This is a genomic window from Hymenobacter montanus, assembly GCF_014699115.1.
GTDB classification, from domain to species: domain Bacteria; phylum Bacteroidota; class Bacteroidia; order Cytophagales; family Hymenobacteraceae; genus Hymenobacter; species Hymenobacter montanus.
On record NZ_JACXAD010000005.1, the window covers coordinates 66,413 to 84,689 of the forward strand.

At 60.2% G+C, this 18,277-nt stretch carries 18 protein-coding genes; 2 read left to right on the plus strand and 16 right to left on the minus strand.

What is annotated here, in order from left to right; all coding sequences use genetic code 11:
• Positions 1-38: 38 nt before the first annotated feature.
• From IC235_RS05715 to IC235_RS05735, 5 genes are all read right to left on the minus strand, one after another.
• On the minus strand, positions 39-488 hold the full coding sequence (locus IC235_RS05715) for a YDG/SRA domain-containing protein (protein ID WP_191004205.1): 450 nt from the start codon (positions 486-488) through the stop codon (positions 39-41).
• The gene (locus IC235_RS05720) at positions 485-1,723 is read right to left on the minus strand and encodes a M16 family metallopeptidase (RefSeq protein ID WP_191004206.1); all 1,239 of its coding nucleotides are present in this window, start codon (positions 1,721-1,723) and stop codon (positions 485-487) included. The genes IC235_RS05715 and IC235_RS05720 overlap by 4 nt, the downstream gene beginning before the upstream one ends.
• Positions 1,724-1,986: 263 nt before the next feature.
• Positions 1,987-3,060: a glycosyltransferase family 9 protein gene (locus tag IC235_RS05725; protein WP_191004207.1), complete on the minus strand. Its 1,074-nt coding sequence runs from the start codon at positions 3,058-3,060 to the stop codon at positions 1,987-1,989.
• A gap of 72 nt (positions 3,061-3,132) precedes the next feature.
• Positions 3,133-3,597 (minus strand): Lrp/AsnC ligand binding domain-containing protein, encoded by a 465-nt coding sequence (locus IC235_RS05730; RefSeq protein WP_191004208.1) that lies wholly within the window; start codon positions 3,595-3,597, stop codon positions 3,133-3,135.
• Between the two features lie 348 nt (positions 3,598-3,945).
• Complete coding sequence (locus IC235_RS05735) at positions 3,946-6,168, minus strand: protein-disulfide reductase DsbD family protein (RefSeq protein WP_191004209.1); 2,223 nt, start codon at positions 6,166-6,168, stop codon at positions 3,946-3,948.
• Positions 6,169-6,428: 260 nt separating this feature from the next.
• On the opposite strand from IC235_RS05735, the gene IC235_RS05740 reads away from it, so the two are divergent.
• On the plus strand, positions 6,429-7,763 hold the full coding sequence (locus IC235_RS05740) for a hemolysin family protein (protein WP_191004210.1): 1,335 nt from the start codon (positions 6,429-6,431) through the stop codon (positions 7,761-7,763).
• A 50-nt stretch (positions 7,764-7,813) separates the two neighbouring features.
• Here IC235_RS05740 and IC235_RS05745 read toward each other — a convergent pair whose 3' ends face one another.
• The 11 genes from IC235_RS05745 to IC235_RS05795 form a co-directional block, all read right to left on the minus strand.
• The gene (locus IC235_RS05745; protein WP_191004211.1) at positions 7,814-8,026 is read right to left on the minus strand and encodes a hypothetical protein; all 213 of its coding nucleotides are present in this window, start codon (positions 8,024-8,026) and stop codon (positions 7,814-7,816) included.
• Positions 8,027-8,241: 215 nt separating this feature from the next.
• Positions 8,242-8,889 carry a peroxiredoxin-like family protein gene (locus IC235_RS05750; protein WP_191004212.1) on the minus strand — a complete coding sequence of 216 codons (648 nt, stop codon included), beginning with the start codon at positions 8,887-8,889 and terminating at the stop codon, positions 8,242-8,244.
• 122 nt (positions 8,890-9,011) lie between these two features.
• Positions 9,012-9,581, minus strand: a complete 570-nt coding sequence (locus IC235_RS05755) for an RNA polymerase sigma factor (protein ID WP_191004213.1) — start codon at positions 9,579-9,581, stop codon at positions 9,012-9,014.
• A gap of 411 nt (positions 9,582-9,992) precedes the next feature.
• Positions 9,993-10,511: a gamma carbonic anhydrase family protein gene (locus IC235_RS05760; protein ID WP_191004214.1), complete on the minus strand. Its 519-nt coding sequence runs from the start codon at positions 10,509-10,511 to the stop codon at positions 9,993-9,995.
• Between the two features lie 97 nt (positions 10,512-10,608).
• Positions 10,609-11,595, minus strand: coding sequence for a radical SAM protein (locus IC235_RS05765; RefSeq protein WP_191004215.1), 987 nt, complete (start codon positions 11,593-11,595; stop codon positions 10,609-10,611).
• 111 nt (positions 11,596-11,706) lie between these two features.
• Entirely contained in the window at positions 11,707-12,480 is a 774-nt protein-coding gene (locus tag IC235_RS05770; RefSeq protein WP_191004216.1) for an endonuclease III domain-containing protein, read from the minus strand.
• A gap of 136 nt (positions 12,481-12,616) precedes the next feature.
• Positions 12,617-13,333: an OmpA family protein gene (locus IC235_RS05775; protein WP_191004217.1), complete on the minus strand. Its 717-nt coding sequence runs from the start codon at positions 13,331-13,333 to the stop codon at positions 12,617-12,619.
• A gap of 195 nt (positions 13,334-13,528) precedes the next feature.
• Positions 13,529-13,831 (minus strand): glycine zipper domain-containing protein, encoded by a 303-nt coding sequence (locus IC235_RS05780; protein WP_191004218.1) that lies wholly within the window; start codon positions 13,829-13,831, stop codon positions 13,529-13,531.
• A 201-nt stretch (positions 13,832-14,032) separates the two neighbouring features.
• Complete coding sequence (locus tag IC235_RS05785) at positions 14,033-14,776, minus strand: OmpA family protein (RefSeq protein ID WP_223847101.1); 744 nt, start codon at positions 14,774-14,776, stop codon at positions 14,033-14,035.
• Positions 14,777-14,894: 118 nt separating this feature from the next.
• Positions 14,895-15,800, minus strand: a complete 906-nt coding sequence (gene accD, locus IC235_RS05790; RefSeq protein WP_191004219.1) for an acetyl-CoA carboxylase, carboxyltransferase subunit beta — start codon at positions 15,798-15,800, stop codon at positions 14,895-14,897.
• 138 nt (positions 15,801-15,938) lie between these two features.
• Positions 15,939-16,985, minus strand: coding sequence for a class I fructose-bisphosphate aldolase (locus tag IC235_RS05795; protein WP_191004220.1), 1,047 nt, complete (start codon positions 16,983-16,985; stop codon positions 15,939-15,941).
• Positions 16,986-17,172: 187 nt separating this feature from the next.
• Here IC235_RS05795 and IC235_RS05800 point away from each other — a divergent pair, with 187 nt between their 5' ends.
• Positions 17,173-18,180, plus strand: a complete 1,008-nt coding sequence (locus tag IC235_RS05800; protein ID WP_317173535.1) for an OmpA family protein — start codon at positions 17,173-17,175, stop codon at positions 18,178-18,180.
• The last annotated feature ends 97 nt before the right edge of the window (positions 18,181-18,277 follow it).

Sequence of the window (18,277 nt, forward strand, 5' to 3'; positions counted from 1 at the left end):
TCTGCGTCCTCTGCGGTGAAACCAACGCTGGTGCACACTCACCTAATCGCCCGCAGCCGAAACACAAACACCCGAAAGCCCGACTTGCCCGGCCCGTAGCTGGAGCCCACAATCTGGTACAGCCCCTCGTAACGGTACACCTCCGGCCCGCCATCCTCCGCCGGCACCTTACGCAGTACGCGCACGGGCCGGCCGGTTTCCTGGCTGGTTAGCAGAGCGAGGTTAGTCCCAGCGGCTATTTGGTCGGTGGTCTGTTTGCCGGTCTTCGGGTCGCGCCCGCCGCTGCCCGCGTACCGGATCTCCTCCTCGTCGAACTGGTCGTCTTCGTACTGACCGGCCAGGACGATGCTTTCGGTCCCCAACTGCTGGGTGCCGCAGACGCCCGCCCGGCGCGGCCGGTGCACCCCGCTAAAAGCCAGCTCCAGCCGGTTACGAAACGTGTCGCCGGGCCGGTAGCTACCCACGTGGCCAAATACGGGCCGGTTCATTTTGCTTCCGGCACGTACTGCAGCACGCTCAAGTGCTCGTCGGTCAGCACCTCGTTGGCCATATCCCGCAGCTCCGTCGCCGAAATCCGCTCGATTTTCCCGAAAATTTCACTTAACGGCTCCACCCGGCCCAGGTCGAGGGTGCTTTTGCCGAGGAGCTGCATCAGGCCGCTGTTGCTTTCCTCACTCATGGCGAGCTGGCCCATGAGCTGGTGCTTGGCAGTATGCAGCTGATTGACGGTCAGTAGCTTTTCGCGCAACAGCCTGAGTTCCTTCTGCACCAGGCCCAGGGTGCGTTTCACCTGCTTGCCCTCGGTGCCGAAATAGATGCCGAACAAGCCCGTGTCGGTATAGGGCGAGTAGGTGCTGTCAATGGTGTACACGAGGCCATACTTTTCGCGCACGGCCAGGTTAAGGCGCGAATTCATGCCAGGCCCGCCGAGGATGTTGTTCAGCATGAAAAACGGGATACGGCGCGGGTCAGCAATGGAGTAGGCCGGCCCCCCTACCAGGCAGTGGGCCTGCGAGATAGGCCGGGTTTCGACCTGCACCTTGCGCTGGTAGTCGCCCACCGGGCGGCGCACCCGCGGGCCCAGCTTGGCCGGCAGCGGGGCCAAAAACTTGTCGGCCAAGCGCTTCACCTCTTTGAACGGCAGGTTGCTCACCGAGCTGAATACCAGCCGGTCAGTGCGCATCTGCTCCTGCAAAAAGGTATGAAAATCGGCGCTCTGAAAGCGGCTCACGCTCTCGCGGGTTCCGAGGATGTTCACCCCCAGCGGATGGTCGCCGAATACCACCGCGTCAAAATCATCGACAATGGCATCTTCCGGGGCATCCTGGTACATGCTCATCTCTTCCAGAATTACGCCCCGCTCCTTTTCTACCTCCCGGCCGGGAAACACGGAGTTGAAGGTCAGGTCCGTCAGCAGCTCAAATGCGCGCTCGAAGTGGGTGCTGAGCAGGGCGGCGTAAAAGCAGATTTTCTCCTTGGTCGTGTAAGCGTTGAGCTCGCCACCCACCATTTCGAGCCGGTTGAGAATGTGAAACGACTTGCGTTTCTTGGTTCCCTTGAAAGCCATGTGCTCCCAGAAATGAGCCAGGCCCTGCTGGTGCGGAGCCTCGTCGCGCGAGCCAATGTCGAGCAGGAAGCCGCAATGCACAATTTTAGTATGAAGTACCTGCTTGTGCAGCAGGCGGATACCATTAGGGTATTCGTGGATGTCGTAATCGGGCATAAGAAAAACAAAGGTACCGGGCGCGGCGCGTAATGCGGAACGAGGAATCAACAAGACGGAGACCGGACAAGTTGTTAGCTGCTCCGTCTCCCTTCGTCAGAGCGCGTCGGGAACGTTGGTCAGGTAGGGGGCTGGACCGGCGCGCGTCTGTAATGTGTGAGGCAGCCTGCTTTCGCGGCGCCGACGTGGGCATTGGCCGGGCCCAGACGGCGGGCCGTCACAGACGCCAAGCTGGGCCTTACCGACGGGTCAGCACCTCTAGCTTATTCTTCTTTCTTCATCGTGGCCAGCAGCTGGTCTACTTCTATGGTGTAGGCGCAGCGAAAGTGCCCCAGCGGGCAGGCGCCGTGCCCGTGCAGGCCACAGGGCTTGCACTCCAGCGGCTCGGTGGTTTGTACCACAAACGACACGGGCGACAGTGGCCCAAACCCAAACTCCGGCACGGTGCTGCAAAAAACCGCCGTAACGGGCGCGCCCACCGCCGAGCACAGGTGCAAGGGCGCCGAGTCGTTCACATAGTTCATCACCGCCCCGCGCATGAGGGCCGCCGAGGCCAGCAGATTCATTTTGCCGGCTAAGCTGCTCACGTTTTCGCGGTTGCTGGCCGCGGCGAGTCGTTCGCAGGCCGCCGCGTCGGGTGGCCCACCCAACAGGTACACCCGGAGTTCGGCGGGTAGCGCCAGGAGCAGTTCCCGCCATTTTTCTTCGGGATACTGCTTCGTGAACCATACCGAAGTGGGGGCCAGGCACACGTACGGGCCCGCCGCGGCATACGCGGTTGCTAAAGCCTCGTCGGCAGCCGACGGATAAAGCCGGGGCGGGGGCAAGGCAGAACGAGCATCAAGCGTGGGGGCATTCCCGCCCGACCACGCTGCGTGCTTCGTGCCTGACTCCTCATTAAATGCCGGGTCCAGCAGGCTCAGGTTGCGCGCTACTTCGTGGGTGCCGTCGCCGATAACGTGGCGTACGCGCCGCGTAAAAAACCGGCTGAAGGGGTTTTTGGCAAACCCCACCCGCTCCGGCGCCCCCGAAAAAGCCGTCAGAAAACCCGTGCTGGCAAAGCGCTGCAAGGTTACGACCCGCCCGTAGCCAGTGGCCCGAATTCGACCAAGCAACTGCCACAGGTTGGCGTACTTGCGGTGCTTCTTATCCCAAACCAATACCTGCCGCACGTGCGGATGGCCCGCCAACAGGCTTTCGTTGCCGCGCCGCACCAGTACGTCGACGGGCGTGGCTGGCTCCGTTTGGTGCAAGTGTTCCAGCAGGGCCGTGAGTAAAATCACGTCGCCGATAAAAGCAGTTTGAATGAGTAAGGTGGCGGGTAGCTGAGCAGGCATGAGCGAGTGCGAAAGTACGCCGCGCCAACAAGCCGCGCCCCGGGCTGGTGCCCCGCTCCTTTCGGCTTACTTTTAGGTTAGCTGGGTGGGGCGGTTGATGACTTCTTCCAGCGAAATCAGCGTTTCAGTGCGCTCGATGCCGTCGATGGGCTGAATGCGGTCGTGCAGCACGTCGCGCAGATGCAGGGTGTCGCGGCATACCAATCGGGCAAATACCCCGTAGGCCCCGGTCGTAAAATGAATGCTCACTACTTCGGGGATTTCGCGGAGTTGGTGTACTACGCTGGTGTAGACCGAGCTTTTTAGCAGGTAGATACCCAGAAACGCGTTCACGCCATAGCCCAGCTTCTGGTAGTCGATGCGCAGAGTAGCCCCTTGCACGATGCCGATTTCCTCGAGCCGAGCCATGCGCACATGCACCGTGCCGCCCGATACGTTCACCTTGCGGGCAATCTCGGTGTAGGGCATTTTCGCATCTTGAATAAGCAGGTTCAGAATGTTCCGGTCAGTATCGTCAAGTTCGTAGTTACGAGCCATTGTTAGCGGAGAATGGGGAAAAAGATAAGGCCGCAAGGCCGAATATTAATTTTTCGCAGAAAGGCAATGGTTTGCCAATGCGGCCGAAGGTCTTTTACTAACCATGGCTCAAGGTACAGCGCCGCGCTTATCGGGCAGCAAAAAGCAATCAGAAAGCTGATTGGAAACCAGCTTTCTGATTGCTTCTACGTTCGTTGCGGGCATGGTTAAATACGGAAGAAGGCAAGGGAATGAGCTACGCGGCTAAGCGGGTCGATGCCTCATTGCATAATAGCGGCTTCCGGGTGCGGTCACCTATTCTTGCTTACGCATTCGGTTAGACATTATTGCTACTTTATATCTTAACGGTTAGCGACTTGCTACGGGAGTCTGCCGCTCCTGAAACTGCTTTAATCCCGCCTGTAAAAAGGCGTTGAACTGGGCTACGTTGGGCTCGTAGGCAATGGGGGTTACCAAGGGCTTACCGGTGTCATCATTGGGGTCGAGCAGCACGTAGTACGGCTGCGCGTTAAAGCCGTAGCGGGTTATTTGCAAGTCGGCGTTCTGCTTGCCCAGGGTGGTTTTGAGCTGTTTATCCCGCGGCGACGTGTACCACTCGTGCTGGGGAAGCTCAGTTTTGTCGTCGACGTACAAGGCCACCACCACGTAGTCGTTGCGCAAGCGCTCAAGTACCTGAGGGTCGCTCCAAACCGTCGCCTCCATCTTGCGACAGTTCACGCAGGCGTGGCCCGTGAAATCGATAAAAATGGGCTTGTGCTGTTGGCGGGCGCAGCGCTTGGCTTGCTCGAGGTCGAAGTAGCCGTTCAGGTTGTGGGGCAGCTCGAGGAAGTCGCCGAAGCGGGGCGCCTCGCATTGCGGAGTAGAGCCGCTCGCGCCGGCTGCCACGGCAGGGCTGCCGGCTCCGCTGGCCGCCGCGACTGAGAAGTCGTGCTTGCTCTGGGGGGGCAGGTAGCCGGCCAGCAGCGGCAGTGGGGCGCCAAACAGGCCCGGCACCAGGTACACGGTGAAAGCAAACGCCGCTACGGCCATCAGCAAGCGGCCCACGCTGAGGTGATCGAGGGGCGAATCGTGCGAGAGGCGGAACTTGCCCAGCAAGTAGAACCCAAGCAGCGCCGAAAGCACAATCCACAGCACCAGGTACACGTCGCGGTCGAGCAGGTGCCAGTGGTAAGCCAAGTCGGCGGTGCTCAGAAATTTCAGGGCCAGCATTAGCTCGACGAAGCCCAGCACTACTTTCACCGTATTCAGCCACCCGCCCGAGCGGGGCAGGCCTTTCAGCCACGACGGGAAAATGGCAAACAGGGTAAAGGGGAGCGCGAATGCCAGTGAGAAGCCCAGCATGCCCACGATAGGCGTTATCCGCTCGCCACGGGCCGCCAGACCCAGGATGCTGCCCACGATGGGGGCCGTGCACGAAAACGACACCACCACCAGGGTGAGGGCCATAAAGAACACGCCGGCCCAGCCGCCCTTATCGGCCTGCGCGTCCACGGTATTCACGATTTTGTGGGGCAGCGTAATTTCGAACAAGCCCAGAAACGACAGGCCGAATACCACGAACACCACGAAGAAAATCAGGTTGGGCAGCCAGTGCGTGCTGATGAGATTGGGACCATCCTCGCCCAGCAAGGCCGATACCAGCACTCCTACCAGCACGTAAATGGCAATAATGCTGGCCCCGTACACCAAGGCCTTGAGAATGCCCCGCTGCCGACTGTCGTTGCCACTGGTGAACAGCGAAACCGTCATGGGCACCATCGGAAAGACGCACGGAGTAAACAGGGCGGCCAGGCCAAAGGTGAAGGCCAGGAAAGCGAAGCTCCACAGCCCCCCGGCCTTATTAACCGGGTCGTCGGGAGCTGAAGCGGCGGGCGCGACCACCTGCGCTGGACTAGGCCCGGGCGTCGCCCGGGCCGACGGTGCCGACGCCGCGGCCGACGGCCCCGAAGCGGAGGGAACCGTATTCGGCCCCGCCGACGGACCCGGCGCGGAAGCTGAGCTTGCCGGAGCTGGGGCGGCCCCGGTGCCTGCGGGCTTGGTGGGCGCGGCGGGGGTTGTCGCGCCGGTAGCCGGGGCTGGGGCGGCCCCGCCGGCCACGGTCAGAGGCCCAAACCGGAGCGTTTCGTTGCCCGGCACGCAGCGGCCATCCACGGTGGTGCAGCTTTGGTACTCGGCGTCGGCGGTAATGGTGAGGGAGCCGGGTTGCAGCACTTTGATTCGCTGGCGCAGCTGGCCGGTTTTTTCCCAAAAAGCTACTTCACCCTTAAACACTTCATCCTGCTCGTGGTGCGACTTGATGGACTGCAGCTTGCCAACCAGCGCGTAGGCCGGGCTCGGTTGGAATTTCAGGCTGAACACCACGGGTCCTACCTCGTCGCTAAAATCCGAGGCATACAGGTGCCACTTGTCGTCGATGCGGGCGTTAATCACCAGCTCAAGCTCCTCCCCTACTTTAGCGGTGGGCTGGCTCAGGCCCGTGCTCAGGTGCGTGGGCGTGAGAACCTGGCCGGTGGCGGACAAGGCCACCCCCAGCCAAAGCGCCAGAATTTTAACAATCGAAAAGGTCTTCATCTCTATAAACATCACAGGTTGTCTCCCGGGAACTCCCCCAGAACTGAAAAAGATGGTGCCTCGTTATAAGCCTCATTCCAGTGACTTCGGTGGAGCCCGTTGCCCAGGCCCGCGTTTTCCCGCTTTCCGGGCCACAAAACTACGGGTGTTGGTACCACAAACTGCCGCGCTAAAAGTTCGTCGGCTCAACCACCTGCGCCAAACTGCGTACTTTTGGGCAACAAAGGCCCCTCGACCGACCGCGTCACGGAGCCGCCAACATGGGTTTAAAAATATTCTTTACCGTTCTACTCGTCTTAGTAAACGGTTTTTTCGTGGCTGCTGAATTCTCGTTGATTCGCATCCGCCTTTCGCAACTCGAGCTGAAAGCCAAAGAAGGCAGTCGCTTAGCTCGCCAAGCCATGGGCGTGCTGCGCCGGCTCTACGACTACCTCTCCGCCACGCAGTTGGGGGTGACCATTGCGTCCCTGCTGCTTGGTGCCGTGGGCGAAGAGCTGTTTACGGAGCTACTACTCGGCTTCCTGCCGCGCCTGGGGCTCAACATTGCTCCTCTCACGGCCCACAGCATTGCCGTTACCATCGGCCTGATCCTGCTGACTTTTATCCACGTGCTCTTCGGCGAATTATTCCCCAAAGCGTTGGCCATTCAGCGGCCCGAGGCGGTGAGCCTGGCGCTGGTGCTGCCATTGCGGGGGTTCTTCTACCTCACCCGGCCGCTGACGTGGTTTTTATCCAAGGCTTCCAACATCATGCTCAACGCGGTGGGCATCAACAACGTGCACGGCACTGAGGCCCATACCTCCGACGAGCTGCGCCTGCTCATCGACCAGAGCAAGGAGAGCGGGGAAATTCAGGATTCCGAGCACGAGCTGATTGAGAACGTATTCGAGTTCAACGACCGGATGGTGAAGCAAATCATGGTGCCCCGCACCAAGCTCTCGGCCCTGGACGTGAATGCCCCAGAAGACCAGATTCTGGACATTGTCTTCAACGAAGGCTACTCCCGCATGCCGGTTTACGAAGGCAACATCGACAACATCGTGGGCGTGCTCAACGTGAAGGACTTACTGCCCATCATCCGGCGGCAGGAGCCGCTGGAGCTGGCCCGGATCATGCGCCCGCCGTATTTCGTGCCCGAAACCAAGAAAATCAACCGCCTGCTGCGCCAGTTTCAGCGCAAGCACATCGTGATGGCCATCGTGAGCGACGAGTTCGGCGGGGTGTCGGGCATCGTCACCATTGAGGACATCATGGAAGAGCTGGTGGGCGAAATCCAGGACGAGTACGACAACGAGGTGCCGGTGGTGGAGAAAGTGGCCGAGGACGAATACCGCGTCAACCCCGCCACGCCCATCTCCGACGCCAACGAGTACCTCCCCTTCCCCCTGCCCGAGGGCGAAGACTACGAAACCGTAGGGGGCCTGCTGAATGTCATCTACGGCAGCATCCCGGAAGTGGGCGACGTGGCCGTGCTCGACCCCTACGAGTTCCGGGTGCTGCAACGCTCCCGCCGCGCCGTGGAGCTGGTGCAGCTCCGCGTGACCACGCGGGCCGAGCGAGCCGAGCCGCGCGGTGATCTCGGCGACGAGGTGTAGGCAGCTACCCGAGTGCCCCAAGCCGTGCTCGAGGCACCCAGGGGGTTAGCTCACCCAGCCTTCCAGGGGGCAGACGGGCGGCGTTTCCGCACGGCCTGCACGAGGGCGTAGGTTAGGCTGCTCGTTACGCAGACCGGGCAGACGCCAAAGCGAAAAAATAGCAGTCCCACTTTCTTGTACCACGGCAGGTTGACGGGCGTGATGGGGCAGTTCACTCCATCCCCTTCACTTTCTTGGATATTCCAGATGTTTGTCGTCTTCATGATTTTATTTATTAAGTAGTTAGCGAAATAGCACGTACAGACAGCACAGCGTCATAAGCACGGCGCCGATCAGGAGCAGGGTTCTTACTTTCATGGGTTGGGGCGAAAAAGGAGTTGAGGCTGTTGGGCAAGTTGCTGGCCCCGTAAAGACGCGCAGGGTCGCGTCTCCGCACCGCTCGGGCAAACTGCAGTGAGTGGGCCGACGAGGATGCCGGTTAGTTTAGAAATTTTTTGATGTCGGCCAGGGGCAGCTCGTCGCCGATGTAGCGGTGGTAATGGGCCACGGCCACCGTACCCCGCTCGTCGAGCAGAAACTCAGCTCCGATGCGGTTACGGTTGCCGTCTGGCTCAATGGCTTGCTGAAAGAGCTTCTTGCCTTGGCTGGCCTTGCCTATCACCCCGTGGAAGACCGACGCCATGGCCTTGGCGCCCGACACTTCCAGGCCATAGAGCTGATAAAGGCTTTGGTCGGGATTGGGCACCATCGTGAAAGGCACCGCTTGCCCGGCCAGATACTGCTTCATGAGGGCCGGCGAGGATTCGTACACGGCCACCACCGCCAGGTTGTGCGCCCGGAAATAATCGGCCTGCTCCAGCAGCTCGTGCACGCGTCGGTTGCACACCGGGCAGCCTACGTTGCGCATAAACATCAACAGTACTTTGCGACCTTTGAGGCTAGCCAGCGAAACGGGCCGGCCGTCAACATCAACCGTCGTGAAGTCGCGGGCCGCTTGCCGGGCTTGTAGTCGCACGGGGCCCTTGGCCAGCGGCGCGGCTACGGGCGGCTTAGCGAGGGCCGGCACGGCCCACAGCAGCATCGCGGCAACCAGCGAGCGGAAATAAGGAAGCGGAAAAGGGTTCATGAGAAATTAAGGAGTAAAAGTGACGATGTGTGTACCTTTTATTCCTTAAGCTCTGGGCCCATCACCCGCTGGTTTCCTTTTTATTTTGACCACTACACCAGCTAGTCGCCGGGCAGCCTCGCTTAAGCCGAGTTATTGCGAACTCCGCGCCGGGCCTGCTCCAAGCACTTATACTTCTGGTTCTGGGCGTTGTGAACCGACGTGTAGTGGTGGTCCTGCGCGACGGCTTGAATGGTTTTCTGATTAAAGAAGAGGGCTTGAATCAGGGCTTGGCACTTAGCGCTGATGCGCGCCAGTAGCCCCCGAACTTGGGTTTGCTGCTGGGCTGCTGCTTCCTCGCCGAAAGCGGCCGGTTCGGTTGCCGGTGAATGGCCTTCCAGCTCTTCCAGCTCGGCCCGCACCACGCGCCCAGCTTGGCGCAGGCGCTTCAGCCACAAGTTGCGGCTAATCGACAGAAGGTACGTTTTCAGCGAAGACGTTAGCTGAAAGTCGGCGGTGGGCACCTTCTCAAGCAGCACCAGAATGGTTTCCTGAAAAATATCCTGCGCTTCGGCCCGCGAGCCGCTGTTACGCAGGACAAACCGCTCAACAGCCGGGTAATAAAAGGTGTAGAGCACGGCGAATGAGCTGTCTTCGCGGCTGCGCAGCCCCGCAAGAGTCTGCTGGTCGGAGGGTGGAAGCGAATTTTTCATACGAAAAGCCTTAAGGCGGATTGCGTCATCATAACAGGGGCCTTGGCCAGTCGGCCGCGTAGTAATACCGCGACAAACTCAATAATCACCCAAAATCTACTAAAATATTTCCCCGCCGCGTAAACGCAGAAACCAACTACCTCAAGTTGCGAAATAGCCTTGTATCGGCGGCAGGTTGGTAGTACTTAAAGAGGTCCGGTGGGTGAAAGCCGCGTAGCGGTGGCACCTTCGGCTAGTGGCTCTGTCACCGCTACGCGGCTCTGGTTTGGCCCGGAGTACCATGCTCTACCAACCTACCGCCCTACCGGGTACGACCGCGACGCGGCTATTCGGCAACTCGAGTTAACAAATAAATAGGTGTAACCCTCTATCAGACAAGAGCAAGAGCCTCCTACAGCCCCTGGTGGGCGCTTATGCACGCTCAAACCAGCTGGCGTAGGTCTGGTAATTGGCCGCGGTGCGTCGCAGCCCTTCGCGTTGCTCCTGGGTCACGGGCTTGATTTTTCTGGCCGGCACGCCGGCGTATAAAAAGCCCGGCTCGCACACGAAGTTCTCCAGCACCACGGCCCCCGCCGCGACGATGCAGCCGCTGCCCACCACGGCGTGGTCCATTACGATGGCGCCCATGCCGATGAGCACCTCGTCCTCCACGGTGCAGCCGTGCACCAGCGCCCGGTGCCCGATGCTCACGCGGCTGCCAATGGTGAGCGGCGCCTTTTGGTAGGTGCAGTGCAGCACGGCTCCGTCCTGAACATTGGTTTCGTCGCCGATGCGGATGCGGTGCACGTCGCCGCGAATCACGGCCGTAAACCAAACGGTACAGTTCCGGCCCAGCACCACATCACCCACGATGGTGGCATTGTCGGCAACAAAGCAGTCGGCCGGAATTTCCGGGTGAATACCGTGAACAGGAAGGATGAGAGCAGGCATTTTTATAGGGAGCTGTTGGCAGTGAGTATAATGGGCTAATATACTTTTAGCAGAATAGCCTGTGGGCCCAAAGCTCAGCGCAATTTTCTATCTGTAATTACGCTAGTTGCAGCAGGCGTTTCCACGTGCCCTTTTCCCAATTATACTTGAGGGTACTAGGCAGTGCCTGCCAGAAATACTTGCTGGTTTCGACGGCAAAGCTCGGCTGCATGTAGCAGTTAATGGTGCACCCCTCGCACTGGGGCAAGCGGCCTTCGAGGGCCGCCAGGCGCTGGGTTTCGGGGGCGTTGTAAAGGTCGTAGAGCTGCCCCTGAATGGCGAACTTCTGCTCACCGAGGTGATAACAGGGCAGCACCAGCTCGTTGCTAGGCGAGATGACCAGCGTGGTACTGGCGGCCCGGCACACCGGGTCCGCCACGTGGTTGCCGCCATCGCGCCGCAGCTGAATAAAGGCCTCATTCAGATATACTCCCCGGCGCTTGCCGAAGGCTGAAAGGTAATCCAGCTCGGCCGCCGTGAGCTGCTCTCCGGTTGCTATGTCGCCGTATTCAAAGGCCGGATTGATTATCAGCACCAAGCCGTTGGGCTGGGTAATGTCGCGGTACACGGCCTCGAGGTCCGCTAGGTTGTTGCGGAACACCGTAAACAGAATGTCGGGCCGCTCGCCCAGTTCTTTGGCCACGCGGATGCTTTCGAGCACGAAATCGTAGCAGGCTACCCCCCGGCCCAAGTCGTGGGTAGCGCGGTCGGCTGAGTCGAGCGAGAAGTGCAGCATGTCGACCAGCCCGCGCAGCTTACCGGCGTTCTTCGGGTACAGCAAACCATTCGTGGTTACGGTGGTGATAAACCCCATTTGGCGCGCCAGAGCCAGAAACTCCGGCAGTTGGCGATGCAGCAGCGGCTCGCCCCCCGTGAAATCAACCACCGACACCCCGAGGCGCTTGAGGTCGCGTAAGTTCTGCGTCACATCGGCCAGCGTAATATAGGGCGACGGCTTTTCCCAAATGTCGCAAAACGCACACTTCGCATTGCAGCGGTAGGTGACGTAATAATTGCAGAGGACGGGATGCTTGACGAGGCGCATGGCATAAAGGTACAGCGGGGTGCGCCGTAGCCTTCGCGGCGGCGTTGCTTCGTCACTACCCGAACAATATGGCAACGGTCCGGGCCTGGCGCAGCCAAGGCGGCTCTATACCTAATGCGGCAGCTTACCCCAGGCGGCGGGGTCCCACTGCGCGGGCGTGGCCGCCAGGGCGGCGGCCGTAGCCTCCCCGTAGTGCTCCCAGTAGTAGTTGCAGAAACCCTTCAGCGGGCAGCGCGGGCAATTAGGCTTCAGAAAAAAGCAGATTTGCTGCCCGTGCCAATAGTTGTGCTTGTGGAAGTTAAACAGTACTTCGGCATCGGCCGGCAGCAGGGCCAGGAGCACGGCGTGCGCCTTTTCGACTGATACCTTGGGGCCCAGGAACCCGACTCGCTGCGCCACCCGGTGCACGTGCGCATCGACCGGTAGCACGGGCTTGTGGTAGTTAAAGAGCAAAAGCAGCGAAGCCGTTTTCAGGCCAATGCCGGGCATGTCGGTCAGCCAGGCCATGGCCCGCTCCAGCGGCCACTCGGCCAGAAAATCCAGGTCGAACGCCCCGCCGGTTTCGGCCTGGATGCGGCGCAGGATTTCCTGAATGCGCGGAGCCTGCGTATCGGGCCAGCGCGTGGTGCGGATGGCATGGGCCAGCTCGGCCGTGGGGGCCGCCAGCACCCCGGGCCAGTCGCCGAAAGCGGCCAGCATGCGGTCGTAGGCCAACTCTTCGTCGGCGTGGGTGGTGCGGTGCGAGAGAATGGTCGACACCAGCTCGCGCATGGGCGTGCGGCGGGGCTCGGGCGGCAAGTGGCCGTAAAAATGGTCAAGGATGACGTGGTCGGCCCAGGCTTTTTCGGCCGCGGGCGAGGCGTAGGTAGCATCGGAGGCAGGCATGCCTGTTGTACCGGCCGGTACGCAGTAAGGTTGTGCTAATTAGGGTTATTGTTTAAAAGCCACAAAAAAAGCGGCGACCCCTGGGCCGCCGCTTTTTGATTTAGGACAAGCTGCCGTTTCAGCAGCGTGAATGAGCTTACAGTTGGCCTTTCTTGGCAGCTTTCTGCATTTTCTCGTTGGCGAAGATGGCTACTTCTACGCGACGGTTAGCTGCTTTGCCGGCCGCCGTTGAGTTGTCGCCCACGGGCTGGGTCGAGCCGTAGCCGCTAGCCGTAACGCGGGAAGCGTCTACGCCTTCGTTGATGATGGTATTAGCCACGGCCTGAGCACGGCGCTGCGATAGCGGCTGGTTGATGGCATCCGAACCCGAGTTGTCGGTGTGGCCTTCCACCACCACGTTGGTGTCGGCGTACTTCTTGAGCGTTTCAGCCAGTTGGGTAACGTTGCCCGCGGCGTCGGGGGTCAGGGTAGCCGAATTAGTGGCGAACAGAATGCCCGAAGCAAAGGTGATTTTGATGCCTTCGCCTACGCGCTCTACTTTGGCGCCTTCCAGGTCGCGGCGCAGCTCCGCAGCGGCTTTGTCCATCTTACGGCCGATGAGGGCTCCGGCAGTGCCCCCCACTACGGCACCAATGATGGCTCCCTTAGCGGTACCCGACTTGCCGCCAATCAGGCGGCCAGCCACGCCACCCGCTACGGCACCGCCCAGGCCACCGATGAGGCCCCCTTTAAGGGTTTTGCTCATGCCCTTGGGCTTCTCAGTTGAGACGGTAGAGCTTTGAGCCTGCGCGAAGTTGTTTACCAACAGCAGCAAAGCCAACAAGAAAGTGAGGGATGAACGAAGAAATTTCATGTTAAAAAAAAGATTTGGATAAAAAATGCCCGCAAATGGCAATGACGAGTGAAATTCGCCGCAAGTACGCCAATTGCAACCACCTTGCCAAACTATTCCGCCTTGATACCAGCCTGAGCTACGAAACCATAAAAAAAGGCCTTGCCGCGTGGCAAGGCCTTTTCGGGCTGATGGGTTGACGAACCCGCCAAATCCTTATTTTTTGTTCCGATAAGCCTTGTACCGTTCAGGATCTTTCTTTTTATCCTTGTTGCGGCCAATCAGCCCGCCGCCAATCACGCCCGCGGCCCCGCCGATAATTGCTCCCTTAGTGCCCCCCAGCACGGCACCGGTCACGATGCCAGCCCCGCCGCCAATGGCAGCGCCTTTGGCCTTGTTGCTCCACCCTTTCTTAGGAGTGGGCGTCTGGGCAGGAGTGGACGTCTGGGCTTGGGCCGCCGAAACGGTCAGAAACAAACAAGTGAAGGCGAGCAGCAAATATACTTTGAGTGCTTTCATGACAAATGCAAGTTTGAAGTTGAAAAATACCAACTAGGCTTAAACGTGAGCCGACCCTGCTGAGTTGTGCTCCAATGCCCTGGCTCCGGGCTACACCACGGCGGAAGCTTCCACAAAAAAGGCCGCCCTTGCAGGCGGCCTTTTCCAGAAATGGTGCTTGCTACGAGCCGATAATGAGGCTGAAGAAGCAACTCTTAGGGTTTATAAAGTGCCAGACTCGGCAGCTTTTTTCATTTTCTCATTGGCATAGATGGCGATTTCTACGCGACGGTTAGCCTGCCGGCCTTCGGCGGTAGAATTGTCGGCGACGGGCTGCGAAGAACCATAGCCCTTAGAGGTAACCCGGCTAGCCGATACGCCCTTGGCAATGGTCGAAGAAGCGACCGCCTGAGCCCGGCGCTCCGACAGCGGCTGGTTGATGGCGTCGGTACCCGTATTGTCGGTATGGCCTTCTACCAGTACGTTGGTGTCGGGGTATTTCTGCAGTACAACGGCCATCTTGGTGATGTCAGCTTCCGAAGCCGGCCGCAGCGCGGCGGAGTTGGTGTCGAAGAGGATGCCCGAGTCGAAGGTGATTTTAATGCCTTCACCCACGCGCTCTACCCGGGCGTTCTGCATGTCCTTCTGAAGTTCGGCAGCCTGCTTATCCATTTTGCGGCCGATAATCGCGCCGGCCGTGCCACCGGCCGCAGCACCGATGATGGCGCCAATAGCGGTACCCGACTTGCCACCGATTATGCGGCCCAGAATGGCCCCCGCGGCGGCGCCGCCGCCGGCGCCGATTAAGCCGCCTTTGGTAGTTTTGCTCATGCCGGTTTTGCGGGCTCCGGTACCGTTAGCCGACGAGAGGTCAGGCTGGGAAGTAGCTTGCTGGGAAGTGGCGCAGGAGCTAAACAACAGCACAAAGGCCATCAACACGGAAAGAAGTGATTTGGAAGTGTTCATGTCGAAATGAATAAAAAATGGTGTATTTCCGGCCTTATACGAGGAAAACCCGTTCCGGTATATGGAAACGGGCTTTTCAAGAAGTGTGCCGAAAGCGAAAACAGCCTCGAAAAAAGACTTAATTAGCTTTTGTTGAGGCAATAGCGATGCGGCGCGCCCCACGCGCCTCAGCTACCGGGGCGGGGCGCAGCAGGCCTAGCAAATCAGCCAGTCGGTGCTTGAGCTCCCGGCGGTCCACAATGAAATCGAGGAAACCGTGCTCCAACACAAATTCGGCGCTTTGGAAGCCTTTCGGCAGATCCTTGCCAATGGTTTCTTTAATAACCCGGGGCCCCGCGAAGCCGATGAGAGCGCCGGGCTCGGCAATGTTAAAGTCGCCGAGCATCGCAAACGAGGCCGTGACGCCGCCAGTGGTTGGGTCGGTGAGCAGCGACACGTAGGGCACGCCGGCTTCCGCGAGCAGCGCCAGCTTGGCCGAGGTTTTGGCCATTTGCATCAGCGAGTAGCCCGCTTCCATCATGCGGGCGCCGCCGGAGCGCGAAATCATCAGGAATGGCGTCCGGCTTTGGCGGGCGAAGTCGATGGCCCGGGCAATTTTTTCGCCCACCACCGAACCCATCGATCCGCCGATGAACTTGAAGTCCATAGCCGCCACTACCAGCGGCTGACCCGCTGACACGCCGTGGGCAGTGCGCACGGCATCCTTCAAACCGGTGTTGCGCTCCGTAGCCGCCACCCGTTGCGGGTACGCTTTGGTATCGACGAAGTGCAGCGGGTCGCCGGACGTCAGGTCGGCATCGAGCTCGGTAAACTGCCCATCGTCGAACAGCAGCTCAAAGTAGTCGGCGGCATCGATTCGGTCGTGGTGGCCGCAGGCGCCGCACACGTGGAGCAGACGCTTGTGTTCGGCCATGGTCACCACCGCTTTGCACTCGGGGCATTTGTACCAGAGACCGTCGGGCGTCTCTTTTTTCTGGTCGGTGGGGGTGACGATGCCCTTTTCTACGCGCTTAAACCAGGCCATATTTATAAGGAGAGAATGTTAGTAGCTGGAAGCTAGTAGTTAGAATCAGATTGTAAAGTCAAAAGTAAGGGATTGCCGGCGGTACGAACGGGGAGCGGCAGGCTAGCCCACCGGTTGGCCCGTGGGAGGCGGCAGGACTTACGCCAACGTAATTGCGGGGTCGAGGTATACGTCCTGAATGGCATGTAGCAACTCTACGCCTTCGGCAAACGGGCGCTGGAAAGCTTTGCGGCCCGAAATAAGCCCTTGGCCGCCCGCGCGCTTGTTAACGATGGCCGTTCTAATGGCCGCTTCCCGGTCGCCCGCCCCCAGGCTTTCGCCCCCGGAGTTGATGAGGCCAATGCGGCCGGCGTAGCAGTTCAGCACCTGGTAGCGGGTCAGGTCGATGGGGTGGTCGCGGCTGAGCTCGTCGTACATCGCCGGGAAGGTTTTGCCGAACTTGAGGGTCGAAAAGCCGCCGTTGTTTTCGGGCAGCTTCTGCTTAATAAGGTCGGCGCCCATGGTCACGCCCAGGTGGTTGGCCTGCCCCGTGAGGTCGGCGGCGACGTGGTAATCCTGGTCGCTGGTTTTGAAGGCGTTGTTGCGGGTGTAGCACCACAGCACGGTGGCCAGGCCCAGCGCGTGCGCTTCCTCAAAGGCCTGGGTTACTTCGGCAATCTGGCGATTGCTCTCCGCCGAGCCGAAGTACACGGTGGCTCCCACGGCCGTAGCTCCCAGATCCCAGGCCTGGCGCACCGAGCCAAACATAATCTGGTCGAAGGTATTAGGATAAGTCAGCAGCTCGTTGTGGTTGAGCTTGACCAGAAACGGGATTTTATGGGCGTACTTGCGAGCTACCGTGCCAAACGTGCCGAAGGTGGTGGCTACGGCATTGCAGCCGCCTTCCACCGCCAGCCGCAGGATGTTCTCGGGGTCGAAATACAGGGGGTTCGGCCCGAACGAGGAGCCCGCGGTGTGCTCAATACCTTGGTCGACGGGCAGAATGCTCAGGTAGCCGGTGCCCCCCAGGCGGCCGTGGCCGTAGAGGGCGCCGAGGCTGCGGAGCACCTGCGGCGGGCGGCTGCCCGGCACAAAATAGCGGTCCAGAAAGTCCGGGCCAGGGGCGTGAATCAGGTCTTTGCTTACCAGGGCCTGATGCGTCAGCAAGGCTTCATTTTCGGGGCTCAGAGTCAGGGAAGAAGCCATGCGGAAAGAGCAGAGTGCGGTGGAGACGGGCGGGTAGCAGCCAGCGGGGAAGTAAGCAAAGATAGCCGAAAACGCGGGGCAAATCGGCCCGCTGCTACGCTGGCTGCCCGTTAAGCGCTACCTTGCTGTACCAAGGCGGCCGGGCGGTCCGGCCCGCTGGTGGCGTGGCCCGTGGCCTTTGTAATCCGTGAAACACTTCTCCCCTACCCTGCTGGCCCTGTCGCTGCTGGCTGCTCCGGCGCTCAACAGCTGCGTAACCGCCAAGCGATACGACGACCTCAGCGCCCGCCAAAAAGCCGACGCTAATGGCAAAGCCGAAGCCGAGCGGCAGTACCGCAACGCCACCGCCGAGCTACAAAAAGCCACCGATGAGCTAGCCCAGCTGCGCCTGGCCCAGAAGCGCCTCGTGACCGACTCGGCCGCAACGGGCGTGGCGTACCGCAAAACCCGCAGCCTTTACAACGAGCTCAGCAGCGGCTACGATAAGCTACTCAAGAACAGCGACCGGGAGCTGGCCAATAAGTCGTCGGACTACGATAAAGTAGCCAAGGACCTGGCCCGTCGCGAAGCCGAGCTGGGCCAGCTCGACGCTACCCTTCAGAAAAGCAAGGCTGAAAACGACCGCCTGGCCGCCGACCTTAAAACCCGGGAAGCCCGCCTCACCGAGCTCACTCAGGCTCTGGCCGATAAAGACCAGGCCGTGAACGACCTCAAGGCCCGCGTGAGCAAGGCCCTGCTCAGCTTCAACTCCAGCGACTTGCAGGTGAAGCTGAAGGACGGCAAAGTCTACGTGTCGCTCTCCGAGCAACTGCTCTTCAAATCGGGCTCCACCAAAGTCGACCCCAAAGGCCAGGAAGCGCTGAAAAAGCTCGCCACCGTGCTGCAGGAGCAGAAAGACGTAAACGTGGTGGTGGAAGGCCACACCGACAACGTGCCCGTCCTACGCGGCACCGCCGGCCTGAGCGACAACTGGGACCTGAGCGCCCTGCGGGCCACCGAAATTGCCCGCCTGCTCGCGGCCAGCGGCGTCACCCCGGCGCGCATCACGGCCTCGGGCCGCGGCGAGTACGTGCCGGTGGCGGCGAACGACACGCCCTCGAACAAAGCCCTGAACCGTCGCACCGAAATCATCCTGACCCCTAAGCTCGACGAGCTGTTTCAAATTCTGGGAACCAACTCCAGCGCGACGAAATAAGGCCCCGGCGCCTCGCTATCAGACGTGGGAGTGGCTTAGCGACAGACCTCAGCACAAAACAGCCAACCCCGTTATCGGAGGCTGGCGTTGACTTCCA

What these genes read in the sequence shown, in the direction of transcription:
- IC235_RS05745 (WP_191004211.1), bottom strand. Translation starts at nt 8,026, where the DNA reads ATGAAGACGACAAACATCTGGAATATCCAAGAAAGTGAAGGGGATGGA.
- IC235_RS05775 (WP_191004217.1), bottom strand. Translation starts at nt 13,333, where the DNA reads ATGAAATTTCTTCGTTCATCCCTCACTTTCTTGTTGGCTTTGCTGCTG.
- IC235_RS05725 (WP_191004207.1), bottom strand. Translation starts at nt 3,060, where the DNA reads ATGCCTGCTCAGCTACCCGCCACCTTACTCATTCAAACTGCTTTTATC.
- IC235_RS05785 (WP_223847101.1), bottom strand. Translation starts at nt 14,776, where the DNA reads ATGAACACTTCCAAATCACTTCTTTCCGTGTTGATGGCCTTTGTGCTG.
- IC235_RS05740 (WP_191004210.1), top strand. Translation starts at nt 6,429, where the DNA reads ATGGGTTTAAAAATATTCTTTACCGTTCTACTCGTCTTAGTAAACGGT.
- IC235_RS05755 (WP_191004213.1), bottom strand. Translation starts at nt 9,581, where the DNA reads ATGAAAAATTCGCTTCCACCCTCCGACCAGCAGACTCTTGCGGGGCTG.
- IC235_RS05770 (WP_191004216.1), bottom strand. Translation starts at nt 12,480, where the DNA reads ATGCCTGCCTCCGATGCTACCTACGCCTCGCCCGCGGCCGAAAAAGCC.
- IC235_RS05765 (WP_191004215.1), bottom strand. Translation starts at nt 11,595, where the DNA reads ATGCGCCTCGTCAAGCATCCCGTCCTCTGCAATTATTACGTCACCTAC.
- IC235_RS05735 (WP_191004209.1), bottom strand. Translation starts at nt 6,168, where the DNA reads ATGAAGACCTTTTCGATTGTTAAAATTCTGGCGCTTTGGCTGGGGGTG.
- IC235_RS05730 (WP_191004208.1), bottom strand. Translation starts at nt 3,597, where the DNA reads ATGGCTCGTAACTACGAACTTGACGATACTGACCGGAACATTCTGAAC.
- IC235_RS05715 (WP_191004205.1), bottom strand. Translation starts at nt 488, where the DNA reads ATGAACCGGCCCGTATTTGGCCACGTGGGTAGCTACCGGCCCGGCGAC.
- IC235_RS05780 (WP_191004218.1), bottom strand. Translation starts at nt 13,831, where the DNA reads ATGAAAGCACTCAAAGTATATTTGCTGCTCGCCTTCACTTGTTTGTTT.
- accD (WP_191004219.1), bottom strand. Translation starts at nt 15,800, where the DNA reads ATGGCCTGGTTTAAGCGCGTAGAAAAGGGCATCGTCACCCCCACCGAC.
- IC235_RS05760 (WP_191004214.1), bottom strand. Translation starts at nt 10,511, where the DNA reads ATGCCTGCTCTCATCCTTCCTGTTCACGGTATTCACCCGGAAATTCCG.
- IC235_RS05795 (WP_191004220.1), bottom strand. Translation starts at nt 16,985, where the DNA reads ATGGCTTCTTCCCTGACTCTGAGCCCCGAAAATGAAGCCTTGCTGACG.
- IC235_RS05720 (WP_191004206.1), bottom strand. Translation starts at nt 1,723, where the DNA reads ATGCCCGATTACGACATCCACGAATACCCTAATGGTATCCGCCTGCTG.
- IC235_RS05750 (WP_191004212.1), bottom strand. Translation starts at nt 8,889, where the DNA reads ATGAACCCTTTTCCGCTTCCTTATTTCCGCTCGCTGGTTGCCGCGATG.